Source organism: Leptolyngbya sp. Heron Island J (genome assembly GCF_000482245.1).
Lineage (GTDB): Bacteria > Cyanobacteriota > Cyanobacteriia > Phormidesmidales > Phormidesmidaceae > Leptothoe.
In genome coordinates, this window is the sequence record NZ_AWNH01000071.1 from 158,204 (window position 1) to 178,877 (window position 20,674).

21 protein-coding genes and 1 tRNA gene are annotated in these 20,674 nt (G+C 48.3%); 14 read left to right on the forward strand and 8 right to left on the reverse strand.

Features of this window, described 5'->3' with window-relative positions; genetic code table 11:
• Positions 1 to 649 precede the first annotated feature (649 nt).
• The 4 genes from N836_RS60040 to thiO all read left to right on the forward strand — a co-directional run bounded on the left by N836_RS60040 (position 650) and on the right by thiO (position 4,171).
• Positions 650 to 1,069, forward strand: a complete 420-nt coding sequence (locus N836_RS60040) for an SRPBCC domain-containing protein (protein ID WP_023074460.1) — start codon at positions 650 to 652, stop codon at positions 1,067 to 1,069.
• Positions 1,070 to 1,241: 172 nt separating this feature from the next.
• On the forward strand, positions 1,242 to 1,568 hold the full coding sequence (locus N836_RS60045) for a 2Fe-2S iron-sulfur cluster-binding protein (RefSeq protein WP_023074461.1): 327 nt from the start codon (positions 1,242 to 1,244) through the stop codon (positions 1,566 to 1,568).
• 121 nt (positions 1,569 to 1,689) lie between these two features.
• Positions 1,690 to 2,130, forward strand: a complete 441-nt coding sequence (locus N836_RS60050) for a hypothetical protein (RefSeq protein ID WP_023074462.1) — start codon at positions 1,690 to 1,692, stop codon at positions 2,128 to 2,130.
• Positions 2,131 to 2,197: 67 nt separating this feature from the next.
• Positions 2,198 to 4,171 carry a glycine oxidase ThiO gene (gene thiO, locus N836_RS78065; RefSeq protein WP_023074463.1) on the forward strand — a complete coding sequence of 658 codons (1,974 nt, stop codon included), beginning with the start codon at positions 2,198 to 2,200 and terminating at the stop codon, positions 4,169 to 4,171.
• A 44-nt stretch (positions 4,172 to 4,215) separates the two neighbouring features.
• Here the strand turns inward: thiO and N836_RS60060 are convergent, their stop codons facing one another.
• The 4 genes from N836_RS60060 to N836_RS60075 all read right to left on the reverse strand — a co-directional run bounded on the left by N836_RS60060 (position 4,216) and on the right by N836_RS60075 (position 10,040).
• Positions 4,216 to 5,892 (reverse strand): hypothetical protein, encoded by a 1,677-nt coding sequence (locus N836_RS60060; RefSeq protein WP_023074464.1) that lies wholly within the window; start codon positions 5,890 to 5,892, stop codon positions 4,216 to 4,218.
• A gap of 50 nt (positions 5,893 to 5,942) precedes the next feature.
• The gene (locus N836_RS60065; RefSeq protein WP_023074465.1) at positions 5,943 to 6,407 is read right to left on the reverse strand and encodes a QcrA and Rieske domain-containing protein; all 465 of its coding nucleotides are present in this window, start codon (positions 6,405 to 6,407) and stop codon (positions 5,943 to 5,945) included.
• Positions 6,408 to 6,478: 71 nt separating this feature from the next.
• Positions 6,479 to 8,161, reverse strand: coding sequence for a cytochrome c biogenesis protein (locus N836_RS60070; RefSeq protein WP_023074466.1), 1,683 nt, complete (start codon positions 8,159 to 8,161; stop codon positions 6,479 to 6,481).
• Between the two features lie 79 nt (positions 8,162 to 8,240).
• Positions 8,241 to 10,040: a cytochrome c biogenesis protein ResB gene (locus tag N836_RS60075; protein ID WP_023074467.1), complete on the reverse strand. Its 1,800-nt coding sequence runs from the start codon at positions 10,038 to 10,040 to the stop codon at positions 8,241 to 8,243.
• A 709-nt stretch (positions 10,041 to 10,749) separates the two neighbouring features.
• Here N836_RS60075 and N836_RS60080 point away from each other — a divergent pair.
• The 7 genes from N836_RS60080 (at position 10,750) to N836_RS60110 (ending at position 15,591) form a co-directional block, all read left to right on the forward strand.
• Positions 10,750 to 11,748, forward strand: coding sequence for a globin family protein (locus N836_RS60080; protein WP_023074468.1), 999 nt, complete (start codon positions 10,750 to 10,752; stop codon positions 11,746 to 11,748).
• 22 nt (positions 11,749 to 11,770) lie between these two features.
• Positions 11,771 to 12,412 carry a cytochrome c3 family protein gene (locus N836_RS60085; protein ID WP_023074469.1) on the forward strand — a complete coding sequence of 214 codons (642 nt, stop codon included), beginning with the start codon at positions 11,771 to 11,773 and terminating at the stop codon, positions 12,410 to 12,412.
• A complete protein-coding gene (locus N836_RS60090; protein WP_023074470.1) occupies positions 12,409 to 13,221 on the forward strand; it encodes a cytochrome c3 family protein in 813 nt (270 codons plus the stop codon). Before N836_RS60085 ends, N836_RS60090 begins: the two co-directional genes overlap by 4 nt.
• A gap of 135 nt (positions 13,222 to 13,356) precedes the next feature.
• Positions 13,357 to 14,019: a Tll0287-like domain-containing protein gene (locus N836_RS60095; RefSeq protein ID WP_023074471.1), complete on the forward strand. Its 663-nt coding sequence runs from the start codon at positions 13,357 to 13,359 to the stop codon at positions 14,017 to 14,019.
• A gap of 247 nt (positions 14,020 to 14,266) precedes the next feature.
• On the forward strand, positions 14,267 to 14,860 hold the full coding sequence (locus N836_RS60100; RefSeq protein ID WP_023074472.1) for a hypothetical protein: 594 nt from the start codon (positions 14,267 to 14,269) through the stop codon (positions 14,858 to 14,860).
• Positions 14,861 to 14,875: 15 nt separating this feature from the next.
• Positions 14,876 to 15,358 carry a thioredoxin domain-containing protein gene (locus N836_RS60105; protein ID WP_023074473.1) on the forward strand — a complete coding sequence of 161 codons (483 nt, stop codon included), beginning with the start codon at positions 14,876 to 14,878 and terminating at the stop codon, positions 15,356 to 15,358.
• A gap of 14 nt (positions 15,359 to 15,372) precedes the next feature.
• The gene (locus N836_RS60110) at positions 15,373 to 15,591 is read left to right on the forward strand and encodes a hypothetical protein (protein WP_023074474.1); all 219 of its coding nucleotides are present in this window, start codon (positions 15,373 to 15,375) and stop codon (positions 15,589 to 15,591) included.
• Here the strand turns inward: N836_RS60110 and N836_RS60115 are convergent, their stop codons facing one another.
• From N836_RS60115 to N836_RS60130, 4 genes are all read right to left on the reverse strand, one after another.
• Complete coding sequence (locus tag N836_RS60115) at positions 15,592 to 16,428, reverse strand: pentapeptide repeat-containing protein (protein ID WP_023074475.1); 837 nt, start codon at positions 16,426 to 16,428, stop codon at positions 15,592 to 15,594.
• 60 nt (positions 16,429 to 16,488) lie between these two features.
• Positions 16,489 to 17,415, reverse strand: a complete 927-nt coding sequence (locus N836_RS60120) for a pentapeptide repeat-containing protein (protein ID WP_023074476.1) — start codon at positions 17,413 to 17,415, stop codon at positions 16,489 to 16,491.
• A gap of 210 nt (positions 17,416 to 17,625) precedes the next feature.
• Positions 17,626 to 17,847, reverse strand: coding sequence for a hypothetical protein (locus N836_RS60125; protein ID WP_023074477.1), 222 nt, complete (start codon positions 17,845 to 17,847; stop codon positions 17,626 to 17,628).
• A gap of 24 nt (positions 17,848 to 17,871) precedes the next feature.
• Positions 17,872 to 18,732, reverse strand: coding sequence for a LysR family transcriptional regulator (locus tag N836_RS60130; protein ID WP_023074478.1), 861 nt, complete (start codon positions 18,730 to 18,732; stop codon positions 17,872 to 17,874).
• A 115-nt stretch (positions 18,733 to 18,847) separates the two neighbouring features.
• Between N836_RS60130 and N836_RS60135 the strand changes: the two genes are divergently transcribed.
• The 3 genes from N836_RS60135 to N836_RS60145 all read left to right on the forward strand — a co-directional run bounded on the left by N836_RS60135 (position 18,848) and on the right by N836_RS60145 (position 20,567).
• A complete protein-coding gene (locus tag N836_RS60135) occupies positions 18,848 to 19,351 on the forward strand; it encodes a hypothetical protein (protein WP_023074479.1) in 504 nt (167 codons plus the stop codon).
• 181 nt (positions 19,352 to 19,532) lie between these two features.
• Positions 19,533 to 20,390, forward strand: coding sequence for a hypothetical protein (locus N836_RS60140; RefSeq protein ID WP_023074480.1), 858 nt, complete (start codon positions 19,533 to 19,535; stop codon positions 20,388 to 20,390).
• A gap of 106 nt (positions 20,391 to 20,496) precedes the next feature.
• Positions 20,497 to 20,567, forward strand: a tRNA-Gly gene (locus N836_RS60145).
• The last annotated feature ends 107 nt before the right edge of the window (positions 20,568 to 20,674 follow it).

Genomic DNA, 20,674 nt, shown 5'->3' on the forward strand with positions numbered 1-20,674 from the left:
ACATCTTTGGGATGTGGCTAGAATGCGACTGCATAAACTGAATTAACGATCCGATGTATTCGAAAAATGTCTGAAGCAAAATATTTAGGTGTTTTACGCATTGAGGTCATATTTGATCAAACTACTCAGTCAGCCTGTACAGGCTGGTATCCCAAAAAACTTGGCTTTAGTTTGAAGTTCTTAATAAAGATGACTACGTACCTAGCATTCACCTCAACTTTTGAGTTTGCTACATTGCAAGCTTGATTGATAGTTACAGTCATTAGCAAGTTTCAGGCTTGAACCCAGTCAGCTCATAAAATCTCGTGCGAGGGCATGATGTCAGGGATTGAGTGGGCTCAAATCTTCTCTTTGGCTAATCTTGGCTGTTGCGATCGCAACTCTTTCTAAGCCAGTCCAAAACCTCTATCTATTAGCGGTTAAGTATCCTCCGTAGAACCCTTGAGTGGTTCGTTTAAAATGCTGAGTCTGCTGTGCAGCTGATCGCTCAAATTGTTGTTTCCTTAAAATATGGGCGTTGCTGCTCCTTCGTTTGGTGTCATCTGAAAGCTCCTGCTCTGTAGCTTCTCTATACGGATCGGTTCATTCTCTTAAGTCAGCAGCGGTAAATTAGGAGTGCCCAACCAATTATTCATTTTCCATCAGGCCCATGAAATCATTTTCAGCAACTACAACCATTGCCCGTCCTCCAGATGCAATTTGGTCGGTGCTGACCGATGCGGCAGGCTATGCAGAATGGGCGGTTGGGATTCATCGACTAGAAGGACAGATTACAGAGGGTGGCACCTTAAAACTTTTTACGGCCTCTCAACCTAAACAGTCTATGACGCTTAAAGTTAGCGGCTTTGATGCCCCTAAAAGCTTGACCTTCAGTGGGGGCTTGCCGTTTGGATTATTTCGGGGCGATCGCACCTTTACTCTGGCATCCCAGTCAAATGGTAAGACGCAATTTACCGTTTGCGAAGTTTTTAGCGGTCCGCTGGAGCCCTGGTTAGGACGTATGATTCCTGACCTCACCTCATCTTTTGAAGCCTTTGCAGCTGGTCTTAAGGAAAGATGTGAACGTTAGGGTAAGCAATTGTCTGTTGGCTACGCATTAATTGTGGCCAGTGCTGCAATGGCTGGGCACAATTTTGGCTAACGGCTGATAGATTCTGTGCTCAGCCTTCTAACATTCATGGGGCAAAGATTTGTTAGTTGCCTGGTTTAATTAATTCAGGATTCTTAACCAAACACCTCCTATGCCAAAAGTTACTGCTCAAGGAAAAACCTTTGAATGTGAGCCGGGGGCCAACCTGAGGCGGGTGCTGTTAGGCAATGATGTTGCTTTGTATAACGGCAATGCCAAGTTGATTAATTGTCGTGGAATCGGCAGCTGTGGTACCTGTGCTGTGATGATTGAGGGTGAAGTGTCCGCTTTAAATTGGAAGGATCGAGGACGACGGTCATTGCCTCCCCATAACCCTGACCGTCCTTTAAGATTGGCCTGCCAAACCTGTGTGCTCGGGGATATCAAAGTCACCAAATACAATCAATTTTGGGGGCAGGGACAAGCATTAGTGTGGTAAAGCATTAACGGTTGGGGTCAAAGTTTTCAGATTTACTGTCTCTACAGTCCGAAAACGATGTCCCATTTTTCAAGAACTGGGTGATGATAAAGGGCAGTGTTAGTGAGGAGGGGATAGGGTCATGAATAAGTTTATCTTGGGCAGCATCTTGGCGGCTATTTCACTGATGGCAATCTACGGTACCAGTGCTGCTAATCGGGTGGCTTCCTGGGTTGATGGCACCACGGGGCGCACCTCTAGCCAGGACAACTTTGGGACAGCTGAGAATGGGGATAGTGACATGTTAGTCGCTGTCAATGGCACCAATGATTCCATCGGTAGTATTGGGAATCGCACGCCTTTAGAAAGGGCAGGTGAGATTCCCCAGCGCCAAACTGTTTCTCCTCAGAGTGCACCGGCGTTTGGCACCAATGTGCAGACGACGGATGATACCGATGGTGAGGTGATTGAGCCAAGTCCCCCGGCGCAGCAGACCCCCGCTGCATCAGAACCGGGAACAACCGCAGGCACAAACCAAGCAAACCAGAACGAAACGCAGCAGCCGATTAGAGCACTTTGGTAGGATACGCTATCATCAAGTGCCTGATATGCAGGCGTGTCTATTATTAAAGAGGTGATTGATAAAACCCATGGGTCAGGCAGATGTACTGGTGGTTGGCGGTGGCATTATCGGACTTGCGATCGCAACCGAACTTCGTCAACAAGGCGCGACAGTAACCGTACTCAGCCGTGATTTTAACGCCGCTGCGGGACATGCCGCTGCTGGGATGTTAGCTCCTAGTGCTGAAGGACTTACCGGTTCATTGTGGGAATTGAGCCAGCGTAGCCTCGCTCTCTATCCAGACTGGAGCCGTAAGCTAGAAGAGCTGACAGGTGAAGATGCGGGCTTTTGGCCCTGTGGCATTCTGACTCCGCTTTTTACATTGCCAGCCGTTCCTGCGGCCAACAATCTACTCAGTCGAGAGGCGATTCATAGCTATCAGCCTGATCTCAATCCTCAGGTTGTGGGTGGTTACTGGTATCCCGACGAAGGCCAGACCGATAGCCGGGCGCTGCTCAAAACCCTACGCGTCGCTGCCCAGGAGCTGGGGGTGGAGATTCAGGAGGGGGTGAGTGCTGAGGCCTTTTTACAGCACAATCACCGTATCACTGGTCTATTGACTACTAACGGGCAGCAGCAGGCGGGGCATTACGTATTAGCCGCTGGTGCCTGGTCCAGTGAGCTGTTACCGCTCCCAGTGAAACCCCGCAAGGGGCAAATGGCTGCTTTACTGACGCCACCGGGCTCTCCCTACCAACTCAATCGTGTTTTGTATGGTGAGCATACTTACATTGTGCCGCGTCGAGATGGACGGATTGTGTTGGGGGCGACCAGTGAAGACGTGGGGTTTACGCCCCATAACACGGCAGCTGGTGTCGCCCAGTTGTTAAATGAAGCGATGCGGCTATACGCCCCTTTAGCAAACTTTCCACTACAAGAATGTTGGTGGGGATATCGTCCCAAAACCACCGATGAGGCTCCCATCCTAGGACCCAGTCAGTGTGACAATCTCACGCTAGCAACCGGTCATCATCGTAATGGTGTGCTACTGGCACCGATTACGGCCAAACTGATTGCTGAATCGATTCAGGGGAAACCTGAGCCGCTGCTAGAGGCATTTCATTGGGATCGGTTTATGGGAGCATCGGCTGCGGCCTCTTCTACTTCCTCCTCCTCTATTGCGTCGGGTTTCGATGACTCAACCCGACCTACGTCTTTTCAACTTGCTACACCAATGCACACTCTTTCTGCTCCTCCGGTTACGACTGCTGAAGATTCCCTGGTTATTGCTGGACGGACTTTCTCGTCTCGGTTGATGACGGGGACGGGTAAATTTGACAACTTTGATACGATGCGGGCTAGTCTGGCCGCTAGCGGTAGCCAAATTGTGACGGTAGCTGTGCGTCGGGTGCAGACCAATGCTCCTGGACATGAAGGGCTGGCCCAGGCAATTGACTGGAACAAAATTTGGATGTTGCCCAATACGGCTGGATGTACCAGTGCCGATGAAGCAATTCGGGTAGCCCGTTTAGGCAGAGAGATGGCAAAGCTGTTGGGGCAAGAAGACAACAACTTTGTGAAATTAGAGGTGATTCCAGATTCAAAATATTTGTTGCCTGATCCCATTGGCACACTACAGGCGGCAGAACAACTTGTAAAAGAAGGGTTTGCTGTACTTCCCTATATCAATGCCGATCCGATTTTGGCCAAGCATCTTGAGGAAGCCGGGTGTGCGACAGTGATGCCGTTGGGCTCTCCCATCGGGTCAGGTCAGGGGGTGCGCAACGCGGCTAACATTGGCATTATTGTTGAGCAAGCTAAGATACCGGTGGTGGTAGATGCAGGGATTGGGAGTCCCAGTGAAGCGGCGGAGTCTATGGAACTGGGGGCAGATGCGTTGTTGATTAATACTGCGATCGCAAAAGCTCAAGACCCTGTGAAAATGGGTCGAGCCATGGGATTGGCGACTGAGGCAGGACGCTTAGCCTATTTAGCCGGTCGTATTCCAGTGAAAGCCTATGCCAGTGCTAGTTCTCCGATCACAGGTACGATTACGGGCTAGGCAACTATGTTCATAGAATCAGACAAGTCTGGAATGGTTCACTCTCAGCTCTTCAGAATGCAATCTGCTGAAAGCAGCGTTTTCCCATGATCACTGACTACGGTACAGGTCGGTGTGAGTTGCTGTAAGGCAGAGGGTTGTTGCTGTAGTTGTTCTATGGCTGATGATAGTTCTGATTCAAACTGTTTTAGCCACTGGTGTGGCATATTATCGGGATTGAAAGAGTTCTCATCGATCAGCCAAAAGTCAATATCATAGTCAGTAATAACTGATTGGAGTTTGGATATGTCTGGGCTGTATTGGGCGGCCATCAAATCTAAAATTCGAGGTCGAATTTGGCTGTAATAGCCTTGGTGGTAGGCCAAACTATGACCTGGGCTGACAAGCACTGAACGACCTGTAAAGGCTGGAATATTCTCAGCTTCCTTTGTTAAAGAAGCGATCCGAATATCGCGGGGCTGTTGTTGTAAATACTCATAGAGTGCAGTGCGATTCGAGTTCACATACACCACATTTAGAAAACTATTGAGTAATCCCGGATAGCCTACGGTAATTACAGTAAAGCCAACCACCAAGCTGAGGGCTACTCCCTGCCGCCATAGATGAGACTGATGCAAACGTCGGAGAGCTGCGTCTAATAGCGCTACTAATACTATGGCGGCGGCTATAGAGAAAATGATTTTAATGCTGTGGCGGCTGTAGCGGCTAGGTAAGTGCAGACGAAATAAGAGAGCGTGGGAAACAAAAAACATGATGACTGCCGCAAGCCACAGCTGATGAAGGATAGCACCGTTGCGGGTGATTGTTTTTAGCAGGGGTAGCCGCAGTCGATAGAGCAGCGGCAATAATAATGCAGCGCAAATGGTGGTCGGAATAACGGGCGGTAGCAGACCGCTGCGGGCGGCAAATAACCAGTATTTCAGCGGGTTGTTATAGAAAAAAGCGTTACGACCACCGGGGTAAAACTCTGCCATGCCCCTGGCTTGTTCTAGGGTGACCACAGGGCCATAGGTCGACGTGCCAATGGCGTAGGGGAACAGCACAATACTAGCCACTCCCAGACCCACAACCAAAAACTTCCAAGCATCCGGTTTTCGTGGCGGCCAGATCACCTGTATCCCTAACAGCGTCAGTGAGACAAACATAGTCTGAGGGTAAAACAACCCCTGGAGACCTAGCACTATCACACAAGGGATGAGTTGTCGCCGCACTACATAAAGTAAAAAGGCCACAATCAATAAAATGTTGAAGGCCTTAGGGGTGGCGGAGGCTAGTTCATCCCACATCCACAGGGATTGATTGAGAATAATGGTGCTGGTAAATGCGACTAGTGGCGTAGGGATAATGGCGATGGTCAGGTAAAAGGCATAGGCTGTGCCGATGACGCCCAAAACGGGAGGCAGTAGTTTACTCAATAGAAACGGATGCAGGCCTACTTTGGCACCCACCCAATAGAGAGCCTTGTAACCACCGGGAGCGACTGATTGAAAATAGTCGGCGATAATATCGTCTGGGAATAGGCCAGGATCAACATAACGCAGCATCCAAAATAGGTGCTGCCGACCGTCGTCTGGAATGGTGTATGGCCCCGCAAACGCAATACGCCAGAACAAAAGGCCATAAATTATGGCAATAATCAGGCTTGCTGCTAGCCAGATGCGCTGATTTTTTGGGGTGGAACGTAGGCCGTATTGGTCAATCCAGGCCGTAAGAGTTTTCAAGGCATCACCAGAAAATCCATCAGGCCTATCTTACTAGTGTTGCGCCCAGCTTAGGTGGCTTTCACCAAGACCAAATCGCCATCGATAATCGCCTCATAGGAGGCTAAGGGGTCGGTAGCAGGACCAGTAGCAACGCTGCCGTCAGTGTTGAACTTTGAGCCATGACAGGGACAGGCAAACGCGTCATCTTTCCACTCGACGCTACAGCCCTGGTGAGTGCACATGGAGTTAAGAGCGATGACGCTATCGGCAGCGGCTGGATCGCGAATGACAATCACAGGGCCAGCAATAAAGCCTTTTTTGGCTAGATAACCATCGCTGTCTAAATCGGTGACGGTACCGAGAGCGGCAAATCCATCTTCTCTCGGTGTTTCATCGATCGTGGCAGCTGGAGCATCATCAGGTTCTGGGGCTTCAGAGGTAGTTTCTGTGGGATTGCAGGCTGCGATCGCAACTGGCAAAGATGTTGCCAATAGTCCCAACCCAAACAGGTTGCCAAACTCACGACGATTCATATGAAAGTCCTCTCTCTTTTGTTTTTTGAAGTCTGACCTTGTACCTATGGATACCTTGAGAGATACCTTTATTAGGTACTGGTCTCAGCCGCATGCAAGCCACCCAGCCAACCTTGGTGCCGAATGACAGTAATTAATACAAACAGTAAATCTAAACCGACTACCCCAGCAATCATCAACTCGGAACCACCAGTGCCAAAACCATAGCTGTGTAGCCCAGTCCCCAAAACAAAGTTAACGCCATACCAAGCCATCAATACTGCATTAAAGGCGACTACGCTGGCGACGCTGATGCCAAAGTTGCCAATCCAACCGACCAGGCGACCATGGAGTGGAACCAGGTAGCAGAGCAAAGCAATCAACGCCCAAGTTTCTTTCGGGTCCCAGCCCCAGAAGCGACCCCAGGAGAAGTGCGCCCAGATGCCGCCCAGGATAATCCCTGCAGTTAACAACAGTACGCCCACCTGCAGCACTCGATAGTTCAGCTGGGAGAGCAGCTTAATCCGCGATTTAGCATCGGGGGTAAACAGATAGCTACCCAAGGCCACATGGCCCAGCCCTAAGGCCAGGGCAAAACTGGCATAGCTCAGGGCAATGGTAGGTACGTGAATACTTAGCCAAAAGTTGTCCCTCAGCACTGGCACCAGCGGCGAAATGCTAGGGTCTAGCACCGCTGGCAGGCTGTCTGCCAGAATCAAACACACTACAGACAAGGGAGCTGCGGCTAGCAAATAGTATTTAGAGCGATGCAAAAGCTCGAACATTAGAGCGATGGCCGCAATGCCAAAGCCAACCCAAACCACTGATTCATACATATTGGTCACAGGAGGGCGACCGGCAATTTGCATCCGAAGCCAAAAGCCGAAGCTTTGCACAGCTACACCGGCCACAAAGGTGCCAATGGCGGTCCAGTACAGATTAAAGGGCTGTACCCACAGGGCTACAAGCATTAAGACAAAAGCAATGCCGTAGAGTTGCCAGGCCTTGGCAAAGGGATGGAAGTGGTTGAAAAATACCTCGCGTCGCATCACACCATCTGCGGGATAAACGTCAGGGCTAAGAGCGGCTAGGCCATCTTTGAGAGACTGGGTCATGGGAGCAAGCATAGGCAGATGATCGGTGCCCGACAGAATTGTCTGCTTAACAATTGCAAAGTTGGCTAGCAGTGGCGCGATTGATTCGGCGTCATACAGGCTCTGGGCTGCGGTAATACCTACCCACTTGCCTTTGATGTCGCTGGGATGGGGGACAATTGCGATCGCATCATCATCTACCGTATTGAGCATCAACTGCAGCCGTTCCTCAATGGTCAGAGCCTCGCGTTCGTCACGAGTCAAATCCTCTTCATCCATCTGCTTCTGATGAGCGGATCTGACCACATCCCCCAATGGCTGATTTCTCATCAGTGTTTCAAACGAGAAATGTTTTTGTTCTACATCCAAACCCGCTAGCTCTTTTAACGGACGATAGCTGACTAACACAAATGGTTCTGTATTCCAGTTGCGATTGTTTAGCCATAGAGACATAAACGTCTCCATTGCACTTTCCTGAATGCCATCGTGTTTATAAGTCGTTGCTCCATAAATCTTGGCAACAGTTTCCTGAGCCACAGTGTCCAGAGGCTTTTTACGCCCTCCCTGCTGCACAGTCATGGTCTCTAAACTGTCTAAAGCAGAGGGTTGAAACTGGCTGAAGGGCATCGCGATTAGCAATAGCCCAAGACATAAACCAATCGCAAATTTGAGAAGTTTCATGGGTGTACTTTGGCTGCAGTGAATAGCAATTAGCGGAAAAGGGCAACTAAATCGATTATCTCAAAGATTCAAAACTGCCTCAGCGGCTAGAAAAAAAACTAAAGATGGGAATTGGGGTAACCGTCTCTTCTTCGGTAGGTTCAGCGTCAGACGAACCCAAGATGTCGCCGATGAATTTAAGCTTTTTAGCCACGGAACGACCATAAAACATGACGGCTACACCTATTGTTACCATCATCGATCCTAACCAGGTCAATCCTGTCACCCACCAGGGCTCGCGCTTAACCTGCAAAGTCGACTGGGCCAAATCACCTGGATTCCAAGAAGCCTGAGCAATTTTCCAACCTTGAAACCAAGTTGGATGATTCATCCATACCCGTCGTTCAGCCAGTTCTCCGGTTTGGGGTTCCATCAGGGTGACTAAACTGGTCCACATTGCCACAGACTCACTCCCCTCGTTGCGCTCCACAATAAAATCATTGAGCTTAAGGGCAAAGGGCAACTTCATCAGCTTGGGACTAAAGGCGACATACCAGTCTCCCGTTGTTGTTGCTAGGGTTGTGGGCTCAACCCAGGGAATCCATTGGGCGTGACCATCCTTTGTCGCCACATTAAGGGCAGGCTCTCCACCGGAGCTCCCTTCAGGTAAGGGCACAACAGCTCGTTCAATCCGTGCTTTTGGCACATATTTTTCCAACGTGATTTCAAAGTCTGCCCAACCTGGTGTTACTGGCTGGCCCACGGTTAGAGGCCCAGACTTAAATCCCTGGGAGGACTTAGCGGCATAGTGCAGTTCACCAGCAGTATCGACAACAACCTTAAAGAATGCTGCTGGCTGCGTATCAGTCGAGATCTCATAGCTAATATTGACTGACAGGGGAGTCTCCCCATTTAGCTGGGAGCGGACAGGAGCAAAGTCTGGATTACTGAAAACAAACCAGCGCTCAACCGTATCTCCCTGCGATAACTCTAGTTCCACAGCTGGATTGAGCAACTGCTGAGTGACAGTCTCTGGTTGTCCATCGCCATTGAGACGAAAATCTGGCCAGAAGTCTTTGATAGTGAGCTGAATATTTTCGAGAACAATCGGCTGATTCAAACTGGATTTCACATCTACAGTCTGGGCTTTTCCGGTGGTTTCAAGCTGTAACGTTCCCCAAACGGCAGTATTTGCTTGAACGACCTCTGTTAACACCTGCCTGAGCTCCTGTTCAGAATTCACCGTTGCAATTTGGAGTTCGGCAGGACCAATATCCATCCGATCGTAAGCGGCTGGTGCCACTGCTAACCAGCGTTCTAATGCCTGGCCCATTCGGGCACTGTGCAGAGAAAGTTTGACGGCGGGGTTGTTAACAGCCCCGCCATCTTCGAAGTGAACTGTCTTGATGGCATGGTTGGTGTAGCCGAGTAAGGACAAGTCACCTAGATGGTCAGGAACAACGCTACCATCATCCTTAATAAATAGAGATGTTTGTTGCGTCTCCTGCCCAGGCGCAGCTATCTCTAAAAGATCACCCTGCACACGGAGTGTACTCACAGGACCACTGTCAGTCCTCGCTAATAGCATGCCTTCAACACTCAGGTGAATAACCGCAGCTGAACCTGCAATGATCACCACTAAACCCCAGTGAGCGATCGCAAATCCTACCTTACGGGCACCTTTCCAGGGATAACGCAGCAGTGTAGACAGGCTCAGATTAACTGCCAATAAAAACATTAAAGCGCCAAACCAAGGGCTTTTATAAATCTCCTGTTGGACAACAGAGCTGCCCACTTCTGATTCGTAAAAAGTTGCACCGATGAGGATAGAGCCGATAACCACCAGCAGAGGGACGGCCAGTCTAATGGAACCTACAAATTGAATTACTGCAGAGGTCATAGGCGAAAAATCAAAGCACTCGCTGAATGGTTGAAGCTATCAGCTAAGCAACAACATTTGACAATCTTTACCGTGATCTGAGGTCTTTTTTGTATACATAGACACAGAAGACATCTGTATCTTAATCGTTTTGCTTGGGATTATTCAAAAAATGAATTGATCTGTATCGATATGTGCAAGTGATTGCTAATTTATTAATTATTTAGGGTTCTGAAAATATATTGATTATCTAAATAATTCCGTGCCTGAAGTCCTTTTCAATTAGGCATTCTAGTTCTATTTTGTTGCATTCAAAAATATCCAAGAATCAATATTTCTCAGGTAAAGAAAGGTTGATTCGGTTTTTGCAAATTTTCAATGCATGAAGTGAATATAGGCTTGTTTTTGGTATCTGAGGTCACAAAAAAATAGTGGCGATCGCAATACGGTGATATTCGTATACGTAGATACCGACCCATCCCATGTAATTCTTTGCCACCGTCAAAGTGATTGAGCGATAGTCGGTTTTACAGTATTGTTCCGTCTCTTATTCTGTTGATGTCCTGGCAGGGATGTCGTGGATGCTGAGTTGCCAATCATCACTCAATTTGTTTCAGTGCGTCAGTTAGTTGATTGGAGTTCCCTGGGTGCTTCAGATATCTACGCACATGTTTTTGGTTTCTTGAAACAAAGCTTGTGACAAAAACTTGTTGACGTGAGACTAATAGGAATGTCTTTAAACGTAGAGTTGTTAGAGAAAAGTTTCGAACTCGTAAAGCCTAAGGCTGATGAGTTTGTAGGTAGCTTCTACAACAACCTTTTTACCGATTATCCGGCGGCCAAACCCCTGTTTGAACACTCAGACATGGCGAAGCAGAAGCAAATGCTCAAAGGTGCGCTGGTTATGGTTATTGATAACCTGAGAAAACCAGAGGTGCTGAGTAATGCGCTGAAAGGGTTGGGCGCTCGCCACGTAAAGTATGGAGCTTTACCAGAGCACTACCCTTTGGTGGGCAACAGTTTGATAAAAACGCTGGAGCAATATGCAGGTAATGCCTGGAGCCCTGAGCTTAAGGAGGCTTGGGCCGGTGCCTACGGAGCTATCACTGAACTAATGTTGGAAGGGGCTGACTATAGTGAGGAAGAAGTGGCGCTAGAAAGCTCTCCTGCTCCGGCAGAGGAAAGTGGTCTTAAGGTTGAACTATTAGAGCAAAGTTTTGCTCTGGTTGCTCCTCAAGCTGATGCCTTGGTGTCGACGTTTTACGACAATCTGTTCACAGATTATCCAGATGCTCGTCCCCTGTTTGAGCACACTGACATGGTGAAGCAAAAACAGATGCTGAAGGGCGGTCTGGTAATGGTAGTTGAAAATCTACGTAAGCCAGATGTTCTAAGCAAAGCACTAAAAGGATTGGGGGCTCGTCACGTGAAGTATGGTGCTCTTCCTGCTCACTACCCTTTAGTTGGCAACAGCTTGCTTAAGACCCTTGAACAGTATGCTGGCGATGCCTGGACCGCTGACGTCAAGGATGCCTGGGTTGGTGCCTATGATGCAATCACTCAGCTGATGTTGACAGGGGCTGACTATGATCACCAAGATATTCAGTTAGATTCTCCTGCGGCGACTGTCTCAACTGAGGTGCCAGAAGGCATTGGTATGGGAACAACAGCAGGCATCATCGGTGGTAGCGCAGCCGCGTTCATCGTTTTACTGATGGTGTTGCTCTAGTGTTGGTTGCTTAGAGATTTTGATGGTACGCTCTTTGAGGCAAAAACTAGGTAAGGTGTTCTCGCTCAAGACAGGTATCATTCTGGCTTTGGTGATTCTACTTGTGTGGGTTTCAGCGGCTTTTGCCTTAGACAAAAAGGAGGTTTTTCTACCTGGGGAAACTTCTGAGGGGCATCACTTGTTTGAAGCCTCCTGTGCCTCTTGTCATGAGGGGTTTAAACCTGTTAGTAATGACAACTGCACACGTTGTCACCAAGCTGAATTAACGGATGATTTGCATGGGGTGAAAAAATTCCGCGATCCGCGTTGGGCAGAATATCGTGAGCGTGTGGATGTCTTGACTTGTACCGCTTGTCATAATGAACACGTTCATATGTTTGGTCGAGGTGTACATCTACAGCCAGATCTGTGTATGGCTTGTCATGAAGAACTGACCCTGACCCAGCTTAAGAGCCATGAAGGGTTTGACCCCGATGGTTGCTGGACGGCTGGCTGTCACAACTACCATGACCATCGCACCATATCCACAGGATTTTTACGGCAGAACATGGGGGCTCCGGAGATGTTGCCTGTGCAGGAGCTACCTGATCGGGTGATAACTACGTCGCTGGAAGTTGCGCCTAAACCGAATCTCCAGCAGGAGTTTTTGGGAGGTAGCTCATGATTGGTCGTCAATTGACGGGGTGGCTACGCTCTCTTTTAGTAATTGGTTTATCTGTCTTACTGATGTTTATTGTAACTCCAATGGCGAGTGCAACTACACAGCAGGAGTTGGATGATATTACAGAGCTGTGGCAAACCAGTGCTCATGCTCTCAACGATATCAACTGTGCTAGCTGCCATCAAAATAATGAGACCAAGGAGTTTGTTGCCGTCCCTGATCACGAAACCTGTCGGTCATGCCACGAGCAAGCTGTAGACACATTCTTATTAAGCAAACACGGTATTCGCTTGTTGGAAGGGGACTCTCCCCTGACACCAGCTATGGCCAGACTACCCATGCAACATGAGGCCATGCAGAAGCAAATGAACTGTAATGCCTGTCATAACGTTCATTCCGCTAACACGACAGAAGCATCAGTAGATGCTTGCCTGACTTGCCACAACGATAATCACTCTTTGAATTATCAGAATTCAAGGCATGCCGAACTGTTTGCTGCAAGTCAAGAATTGCCACGACCTGGGCCAGGGGCTGTCAGTTGTTCAACCTGTCACTTACCTCGTGTAGTTCATGGTCAAGGCGATAACGCTGTGGTCAAGGTCAATCATAACAACACCTACAACCTCAAGCCGCAAGATCGCATGGTGGGTGATGTGTGTATGAGCTGTCACGGTATTGAGTATAGCTACAACAGTATTTTCGATCCTGAGCTGGTCGAAGCCAATTTTGACCGACCTCCTAACCTTGAGATGGAGACCTTTGAGCTTATGAAGGCTGCTGAGGCCAGGAGGACGGGCAATACCTCTGAATAGCGCACTGTTGTTATTCAGAATCCTCTGTGTGGAAAAGCTGCGTTCAGGTTGAAATCTGTAGTTTCTTCTACAGAAAAAACCAATCCTGGACGTGGACAAGATTGCAATATCCGGATGTACCAGGAGATAGTTTAAATGTTGATAAGTTGGATTCAGCGTATTCGCGCTAGAACAATAGCATTGCTAGGTTTGGCAGCTGCCGTTTGTTTTACTGCTGTTGCTTGCAGCGGTGGTGGCTCTACGGTAGCGACGGCTACAGGTCCTAGCATTTCCCCTGACCTCGTTGCTGATTACATTCATACTGTGCTAGCAGCTGACCGTACTGCTTATACTAAGCACGTTGTTAACCGTGTTAAAACTCTTGAGGGTAAGGCTAAGGACGCAGGTGTCCTTGATGTTGAGTCCACTGAGGGTTGGCAACAAACCGATGGTATTCCTCTGCCTGCGCAAATGTTTCGTCTGGGTTCTGAGATTGCCAACGAGTCTGGTTACTTTACCTACAACTTGATTTCTACCTGGTATATCAACGATAACCACGGACCCAAGAGTGACTTTGAAACAACTGCTCTAGCGGAAATGGAAGCGAGTGGTGAGGCCTACAAGGACTATCAGGAAGTGGGTGGTCAGGCATATTTCTCTGCCATGTACCCCGACAAAGCAGTTGCTGAGGCTTGTGTGAGTTGTCATAACACTCATCCTATTCATCTTGAGCGCTATCCCGATAAGCAATTTGAGATGGGTGAAGTTATGGGTGGTGTTGTTATCAACATTCCTGTTGAAAGCATGCCTGCTGCTTAGGGAGCTGGATTTTATAAGTCCAAAACTTGTCCGTATAGGCGTTCTATGGAACGCCTATACGGCAAAAGATAAGGCCTAATTGAATCCCCATTCCTTATGGATCTTTGGTTGCTGATGCCTTGAGCGAGCTTTGAGTAGCTGATTTCTGAGGTAATTCTTCTGATATTAGGGATAGTGTTGTTGGCTTTACCGATAGTCTATCCCTAATGCTCTAATCTTTACTGTTACTACTTGCTACCTAGGGGTAATGAAGCCTAAGTTTTCTACGCTAATTTTATTGACGCTCCTAAGTGCATTGTTGTTAGTGCCCTTTGTAGTGAGTCCAATTTATTTGGAGGCCTTGCGCAGCCGCTCGATAGAGCTACATCAGTTCATTCGTGGGGAAATCTACAAACAAGTGACAGGGTATGTGGCCCTGGTGTTTGTTGTTTTTGAAATGCTGTTATCTTTACGGAAGCGAGGTCGGAGCTGGCTCGGTAAACTTAAGCTGCCGGGTTCTGTTATTTGGTGGCGCAGTGTGCATATTTTTCTTGGTGTTGGGTTGCTAGCTATTGTCGCGGTACATACCATCGGTGCGACTGGTCTTAACTTCAATTCTTTATTTTTGTGGGTGTTTTTTGCAGTTACCCTTTCAGCACTAGTAGGAGTAGTGGCAGAAACAGGAGTATTAGAGTCGCCGCGCAAGATTTTTGGGGTGCCGGGAAATAAGGATCTAGCTTTAACCAAGGGGCCTTTGATTCGCAATATGCGTGCTATTTGGCTACCTACACATATCTTTTTAGTCAGTGTTTTTATTCTGATGCTGGGGGTACATGTGTTTCTGGCTTATTACTATCGCTAAGGGAGCTTGAGGTTGATGGTTTTTACCGCTAAGGAAAGGTTGGCTAACCCGTCAGTCAAAGTGCTTGGTGCTGTAATTGCAGTTCTGATGGCTGCATTGGTGACGTTGTTGATTACTCGTCCCGCCGCAACGACGACGAGCTTTACGCCACTGTCTGGACTGATGACGCTTAAGTCGATGGCAGCTGAGGCTGTCTCCTATGAAGATGCGATCGCATCCTCAAATCCCATACTGATAGAGTTCTACGCCGACTGGTGTACTACGTGCCAGGGTATGTCCTCCACCATGGCTGACCTGCATCAGCAATATGGCCAAACCATTAACTTCGTTATGATAGATATTGATAACCCTCAATGGGCAACCCAGGTGGCAGATTATGGCGCGTCTGGCGTCCCTCAATTCACCTTGCTTAATGCCCAACATCATGAGGTTAAAACGTGGGTGGGCAAAGTCCCCAGCCCCATCTTTGCAAATGTCTTCGATCAGCTGCTCGGATAGGAGATGCTACAGCGATGACACTACTCGATCGATTTCTCAGACTATTAGAATTTTTAGAATCTGCCCAAGAGGTGTTTGCGTTTCTCACAGCTCCGATCGGTCTGTCCGGGGTGCTGGCTATTTGTCTTTACTTTCCGATTCAGACTCTAGGGTGTGACCCATCCGCAGCAGCTACCCTCGCTTGTACAGTAGCTCTCACCTTTTTCTGTTTAGTTGAAAAACCCGATTTCTAACTATCTGAACGCTGGAACTGCCACATCAGGTAGATATTCAGTAGGATCTTGACGGTTCCTGGAGATCCCTATCGCATCAGTCAACAAAGTGTTGGTGAGGGTTACACCTTGCAGATTTGCTCCGGTTAAGTCAGCGCCTGATAACTTAGCATCCGTTAAATCTGCGCTGCGTAAATCGGCATTTTGCAGATTCGCTCGCTGTAAACAAGCGCCCTGTAGATTAGTGGCTGTAAGGTCAGCGCTTCGAAAACACGCTTCCGTAAAGTTTCCATGGCTGAGGTTGCTGCCCTCTAAACAAGTGGCGGTAAAGTTTGCTTTTCTACCGAGAACCTGTGAGAGATTACTCCAACTGACGTCTGCCATTGTCAATTGGGTTTCTGTCAATTGAGCTGTTGCCCAGTTAGTCTGAGCTAAACAAGCACCGCTAAAATCGGCCTTAGCAGCCCAAGCTCCCCAAAGCTGAGCCTTGGCAAAATTAGCGTCCTGAGCCGATACCTCACTTAAGGTGGCACCATTCAACTTAGCTTGGGCAAAATTTGCTCGCTCTAGATTGGCCGCTGTCAAATTAGCGCAGCTCCAATCAGCTCGACTTACATCTGCTTCAGCCAAATCAGCCCAAAATCCCTGGAGCCAGATGGCAACCGTATCTTGCAAGTGGGTGCCTGTAAAAATAGCACCACTAATATCGGCCCAAATGAGACTGCTTTTAGACAGGTGACTACGCCTAAAATCTAAGCCGCTGAGGTTGGCTTGATAAAAATCAGCACTTTTAAGGTGAATACTGCAGAAACTACGTTCGGCGCTGCGATACCGTTGCCAAAATGTCTGTATATCCATTGAACTCAAGTGAGAACGGCATGTGCCCTCCTAAATGCGTCTCACTGAGAATCGGAGACCTTATTTAGGTAGGTTTAGAGCTCCATTTTGTTTTAGCCAAGTAATCTGAGTTGCAGTTAAGCCTTGAACGTCAGTAAAAATAGCGCCTGCGACTTGGGCATCGGTGAAGTTAACCGCTGTCAAGTTGGCATTTTCAAGGTTCGCTTGCTGCAAGTTCACACCTGCTAAATTAGCGCCAGCAAGATTAGCCCCCTCTAGCTGAGCACCCATCATAGATGCATCAGTCCAGTCAGTTTCAATCAAACTAGCTCCATTCAATGTTGCCCAGTCAGCCTGGGCTTCCATCAATACGGCACCGTCTAGCTGTGTTTGCTCCAGAAGGGCATTGAGCAAGTTAGCTCTAGTTAAATTAGCGCCATTCAAGTTAGCTTCGCGTAACCGAGCTGCCTCCAGGTCAGCTTGTTGCAAATTCGCACTCCGCAATGTTGCACGATGCCAGTTGCTGCGAGTCAGATTAGCGCCTTCAAAGACTGCTTCACTAAAGTCAGAATCAGTCAGCTGAGCCTTGACTAGATTTGCCCAACTGAAGCGAGTGCGATGGCAAATGGTATTGGATAAATCGGCCTGGGTCAATGTGGCAAATGATAGGTCAGCTTCAGTGAGATGTGCTCCATGGAACTTGGCTTTAGGTGCCTGTAGTTCCCGGAAAATACCCCGTTCTAAACGAGCACGGGTCAATTCAGCCGCATCCAATCGGGCTTTATCAAAGCGAGCGTCTGCAAGTACTGCTAGAACTAGGGTGGCTTTCGAAAAGTCAGTACCTTCGCAGGACGCCCCGGTCAAATTTGCCTGCCGTAGATACGCATGGGCAAAATTCCCTCGGTCCAGTGCGGCTCCTCCTAGATCTATCTTGCTCAGCTCAGCTCGACGCAACGATTGCTGATGGCTAACCTTGGAGAGCACTTCGTTGACGGTAAGCTGAGCCATAATGCTAAAAATCCTTAATGTGGTATCAGAAGCAACAATTTAATCTTGATAACCGTATAATACACAACAGTTTTATCCGATTCCCTGTGAATTAAGAATTGTTAGGCCTAATTTATCTGGATTTGATAACATTGTCAGGCTATGACTGTTCTAGCTTCAATTTAATCTCACTGACTGTGTGAAGGTCACGGTGATGCGGGCATGAGCCAATTAATCGTCATCTGTAGTAGGCATTCTCAAAATCATCACTGTAAAGAGGATGAGTGGCACCCAACCTAAGGGACCAGGGATAAGAATACGAGATATCAAGCTTACGCAGAATCCTCCAACAAGGATGGGCTCTATTTTGACTGGACGATTTCTAGTGACCCAAAAACTCAGCTCGTTAGCCCCATTGAGTAGATCGTTCAACCATTCGCAAAAATCATCCATGGTGTGGTCTCCTCATAGTGATCCTTAGCTGTCCTTCATAACTTCTAAAAACCTGGTGACAGCCGGTGATGGCGGCACGTTAGCCAAGATAGCCACGCCAATCACCCGTTCTAGGGGTACAGGTAGGGGGCAACTGTCGACGGTATCAGGAATGGGCATGGCTGCTAAACGCGGTAAGATAGCAGCTCCCAGTCCTTGGGCCACCATACTCACAATGGTGGAATCTTCTTTTACGTTGTAGGCCACTTTCAATGGCTGTTGCCAGCGTGACCAATGTTCTCTTACTGCGGTGGTGCATTCAGCGTAGTTAAGCAAAATAAAAGAACGGGTGGATAGCTCATCCCAAGTAATAGGCTTGGCTGTAGGATGTTGGGCTTTGGGGAGGAGTACTACATACTCATCCCGAGTAATTTCCCACGTTGTAAAGTCTTCGGAGCGGGGTAAAGGCAACAACCCCAAGTCGGCGTCGCCAGATCGTAGTGCTTGTTCGACTCCGGCTGGGTCAAATTCATCTAGACTAACTTCTACCCGTGGGTAGTTTCGTTGAAACTCGGCAATTTTGGGCGGCAGAATGTGGGTGGCGGCGCTACGAAAAGAGGCAATACGTAAACGGCTATTGTAGAGAGCTTTTTCGAGATTTACTTCGTATTCGATCGATTCACGCAATTCTAAAATCTGTTTTGCATGGCTAACTACACTTGCGCCGATGGTGGTGAGCTTGGCACCCATGCGCCCGCGTACAAGCAAGGGGACATTGAGTTCATTTTCAAGAGATGCGATCGCACGACTCACTGCTGACTGTGACATCTCTAACTGCATAGCCGCATCCGAAAAACTGCCGCATTGGCTAATGGTCACAAGCACCTGAAGCTGGGAAATGTTCATAGAGAGGACTTATGCGGTTAGCGAATAAATATACCCCGCTGGGCGATTTGATCCTGCAAGTAGACATCGTTAGCCTAAGTTCATCATCACGATAGATCAGTCACCCTTAACTCCTATGTTTGAACTATATACATTTGAAAAGTTTAGAGATACTCCTAGCGTCCAATTTTTTGACATCACGGTTCCCGATTCCAATGCTCGCGATTTAGTCTTTCATGATGGTCCTGCCATCAGTCCCCACAGTACTAAGATGGGCGATTGGCAGTTTTATTTACATCCTCGTCAAGAAGACAATCTATTAGCACTATCTGGTGGGCGAACGTTTTATTTAGTTAACTTTAGTTGGGAATATCCGTTCCATCGGGTTCGTCTTGAGCAAAATGCGAGAATTTTGCGGATTCCGCCGGGTACATTCCATCGATCTGAGTCTGATCCCAAGGGATCTCTGGTGATCAATCAGGCGGTGCGTCAGGTCAGTGCTACTGTACATAGTGAATTCCGGGTCTATAACAGTGCTGAAATTCCTAAGTTAAAAGCACTGTTAACCTCCGGTTTGCCACCTATGGACCATGGCTTTTCGGAACCAGCAAAGATAGTCGAACCGCCAATGGCTGCATAGTGAGCTTTCGTGAAATATAGATTGTCGACGTCTACCGACCATCGGTAGACGTTTTTGCGATCTGAGCTTTATATATTGGAGGTAAGCCACTGCCAATTGGTGAAGTGTGCTATGAGGATGAGGATGCGATCGCCCACCCTCTACGTTAAAAAGAGATAACCGGCCCGTGGTGGGAGCATCTATGGTCAACTCAAATCTAACTAAGCTGCCTCAAATACCCTGGCCAGCCTTGGCTGGAGTGTCCTTACTACTCCATGCGGGTGCGCTGATCGTGAGCTTGCCCGTCATGTTGCAAGTAGACGTCCCGGATAGTAGTTCGGTCAATATTCCGGTCACCCTGGTAGATGAGACAGTTGCGCCGATTGCCCCCCCTGAGCAGCTTCCTGCCAGCGTTAGTTCTCCTGAACCAGAGCCCCCGCTGGGTGGTCAAAATCCTACGGTTGTACCTCAAGTAAGCAATCAACCATCTACGCAGCCGCCACCCCAACCAGAAACGACGTCACAAAAGCCAGTAACCGAGCCTCCCGTTAATACAGAGACGACTGAGAAGCCAGCAACCGAACCTGACAACAGTAGCGAAACACCGAATGAAGTTGCGCCAGAAAGCCCACCACTCTCAGAAAATCAGCCTTCAGTAGAAGAGGATGTACAAAATCCTACGAATGAAATTGGCGATGGCTCAATATCAATTAATATCGTCGGCACCCCGACGGTGCCACCTGGCACCCCTGGTGATTGGCCAGATGTCTTACCCAAGCTGCAAAGCACATCAACATTGATCGTTGCCGACCATGCTTGCAATGACGCCTTACCAGCGGGTGAAGTCACCGTCGGGCTAGTGATCGACGCCAATGGCTCTGTCTTGCAGGTATTTCCACCCCCTGATCAAGATACGCTAGCAGCTCAAGTTGCCAGCTGTTTACTGACCCATACTCTCAGCGTGAATCCCAACGCTATACAGTTTGCCCCAGCCTACACTGGTCAGCAGGCCATCATTACCGATCGCATGCAGCTAACCCTACAATTTTCTACGGGCTAAAGAAAAAATAATCTGAGCAGGCTCCCTGGCAGCAAACTGTGCTAACCTAGCAAAGCTGGTCAAGCACAGGCTTGAAGTAAAGCTGGTCAATCAAAAGCTTGAACTTGCGGGTGTAGTTTAGTGGTAAAACCTTAGCCTTCCAAGCTAATGATGGGGGTTCGATTCCCCCCACCCGCTTTGAAAACCTTTGGGCTTTTTACAAGTTTTGGGGCTTGTTCTATAGATAAGTGGCATTGGTTGCTACAGATGCACTTAATTGGAGCTGATGCTTTTATGAAAGCCCA

Coding starts and splice junctions, on each gene's coding strand:
- N836_RS60040 (WP_023074460.1), top strand. CDS start 650: ATGAAATCATTTTCAGCAACTACAACCATTGCCCGTCCTCCAGATGCA.
- N836_RS60045 (WP_023074461.1), top strand. CDS start 1,242: ATGCCAAAAGTTACTGCTCAAGGAAAAACCTTTGAATGTGAGCCGGGG.
- N836_RS60050 (WP_023074462.1), top strand. CDS start 1,690: ATGAATAAGTTTATCTTGGGCAGCATCTTGGCGGCTATTTCACTGATG.
- thiO (WP_023074463.1), top strand. CDS start 2,198: ATGGGTCAGGCAGATGTACTGGTGGTTGGCGGTGGCATTATCGGACTT.
- N836_RS60065 (WP_023074465.1), bottom strand. CDS start 6,407: ATGAATCGTCGTGAGTTTGGCAACCTGTTTGGGTTGGGACTATTGGCA.
- N836_RS60070 (WP_023074466.1), bottom strand. CDS start 8,161: ATGAAACTTCTCAAATTTGCGATTGGTTTATGTCTTGGGCTATTGCTA.
- N836_RS60075 (WP_023074467.1), bottom strand. CDS start 10,040: ATGACCTCTGCAGTAATTCAATTTGTAGGTTCCATTAGACTGGCCGTC.
- N836_RS60080 (WP_023074468.1), top strand. CDS start 10,750: ATGTCTTTAAACGTAGAGTTGTTAGAGAAAAGTTTCGAACTCGTAAAG.
- N836_RS60085 (WP_023074469.1), top strand. CDS start 11,771: ATGGTACGCTCTTTGAGGCAAAAACTAGGTAAGGTGTTCTCGCTCAAG.
- N836_RS60090 (WP_023074470.1), top strand. CDS start 12,409: ATGATTGGTCGTCAATTGACGGGGTGGCTACGCTCTCTTTTAGTAATT.
- N836_RS60095 (WP_023074471.1), top strand. CDS start 13,357: ATGTTGATAAGTTGGATTCAGCGTATTCGCGCTAGAACAATAGCATTG.
- N836_RS60100 (WP_023074472.1), top strand. CDS start 14,267: ATGAAGCCTAAGTTTTCTACGCTAATTTTATTGACGCTCCTAAGTGCA.
- N836_RS60105 (WP_023074473.1), top strand. CDS start 14,876: ATGGTTTTTACCGCTAAGGAAAGGTTGGCTAACCCGTCAGTCAAAGTG.
- N836_RS60110 (WP_023074474.1), top strand. CDS start 15,373: ATGACACTACTCGATCGATTTCTCAGACTATTAGAATTTTTAGAATCT.
- N836_RS60115 (WP_023074475.1), bottom strand. CDS start 16,428: ATGGATATACAGACATTTTGGCAACGGTATCGCAGCGCCGAACGTAGT.
- N836_RS60120 (WP_023074476.1), bottom strand. CDS start 17,415: ATGGCTCAGCTTACCGTCAACGAAGTGCTCTCCAAGGTTAGCCATCAG.
- N836_RS60125 (WP_023074477.1), bottom strand. CDS start 17,847: ATGGATGATTTTTGCGAATGGTTGAACGATCTACTCAATGGGGCTAAC.
- N836_RS60130 (WP_023074478.1), bottom strand. CDS start 18,732: ATGAACATTTCCCAGCTTCAGGTGCTTGTGACCATTAGCCAATGCGGC.
- N836_RS60135 (WP_023074479.1), top strand. CDS start 18,848: ATGTTTGAACTATATACATTTGAAAAGTTTAGAGATACTCCTAGCGTC.
- N836_RS60140 (WP_023074480.1), top strand. CDS start 19,533: ATGGTCAACTCAAATCTAACTAAGCTGCCTCAAATACCCTGGCCAGCC.